Here is a 1,311-nt window from a genome sequence, read left to right on the forward strand (position 1 = left end):
CAATGCGAGGATGACCCCGGACGACGCAACCCCCGGAGGGCCCCGCACCATGACCCAAAAAGTCGCAGTCCTCGGCACCGGCAAAATCGGCGAAGCCCTGCTCAGCGGAATGATCCGCGCAGGCTGGGCCCCCGCCGACCTCCTGGTCACCGCCCGCCGCCCGGAACGAGCCGAAGAACTCCGCACCCGCTACGGAGTAACCCCGGTCACCAACCCGGAAGCAGCGAAGTCCGCCGACACCCTGATCCTCACGGTCAAACCGCAGGACATGGGCACCCTCCTCGACGAACTCGCCCCCCACATCCCCACGGACCGTCTGATCATCAGCGGCGCCGCCGGCATCCCGACCTCCTTCTTCGAGGCCCGCCTCACCACCGGCACCCCGGTCGTCCGCGTCATGACCAACACCCCGGCCCTCGTCGACGAGGCCATGTCGGTCATCTCCGCGGGCAGCCACGCCACCTCCGAACACCTCGCCCACGCCGAGGAGATCTTCGGCGCCGTCGGCAAGACGCTCCGCGTCCCCGAGTCCCAGCAGGATGCCTGCACCGCACTCTCCGGCTCCGGCCCTGCGTACTTCTTCTACCTCGTCGAGGCCATGACGGACGCCGGCATCCTCCTCGGTCTGCCCCGCGACAAGGCCCACGACCTGATCGTCCAGTCGGCGATCGGCGCCGCCGTGATGCTCCGCGACAGCGGGGAGCACCCCGTGAAGCTCCGCGAGAACGTGACGTCCCCCGCGGGCACCACGATCAGCGCCATCCGCGAACTCGAGAACCACGGCGTACGAGCCGCCCTCATCGCCGCCCTCGAAGCCGCCCGCGACCGCAGCCGAGCCCTGGCCTCCGGCAACAACAGCTGAAGCCGGCCACCACCACGCCCACCGGGCCGTGTCCACCACACCATCGGCCCCGAACGCGGCAGCTGCGGGCAGGTCGACCACAGCCTCCGCGGCGTCTCGCGAGTTGACACGCCCCAGGCCCGTACGTAGTGTTCTCCGAGTTGTCCGACGTGAGCGCCGACTCCGGTCGGTCCCCGGACAGCCATTCCGCAGGTACTCAGCAACGGTCGACGACCTGTCGTCGCGCCGTTGGCATGTCATTGGCATGCGTATTTGTGAATGAGGAATCCGCGTTCGAAAGGACGCAGCCCCGATTAGCTCGGGGGCAGGGAATCCGCTAAAGTCTCACTCGTCGGAACGGCCCAACAGCTGGGAAGACAAGCCCCGCTGACTGGGAATCAGGCCCGAAAGGATCTGATAGAGTCGGACTCGCCGGAAAGGGAAACGCGAAAGCGGAAACCTGGAAAGCA

Annotated in this window: 1 protein-coding gene; it reads left to right on the plus strand. The window is 67.7% G+C overall.

Annotation, left to right across the window (positions count from 1 at the left end; translation table 11 throughout):
• The first annotated feature begins 49 nt into the window (after nucleotides 1-49).
• Nucleotides 50-862 carry a pyrroline-5-carboxylate reductase gene (proC, locus tag ADL01_RS20290; protein ID WP_053743436.1) on the plus strand — a complete coding sequence of 271 codons (813 nt, stop codon included), beginning with the start codon at nucleotides 50-52 and terminating at the stop codon, nucleotides 860-862.
• Nucleotides 863-1,311: the final 449 nt, after the last annotated feature.

This window comes from Streptomyces sp. NRRL WC-3618 (assembly GCF_001280005.1).
Classification (GTDB): domain Bacteria; phylum Actinomycetota; class Actinomycetes; order Streptomycetales; family Streptomycetaceae; genus Streptomyces.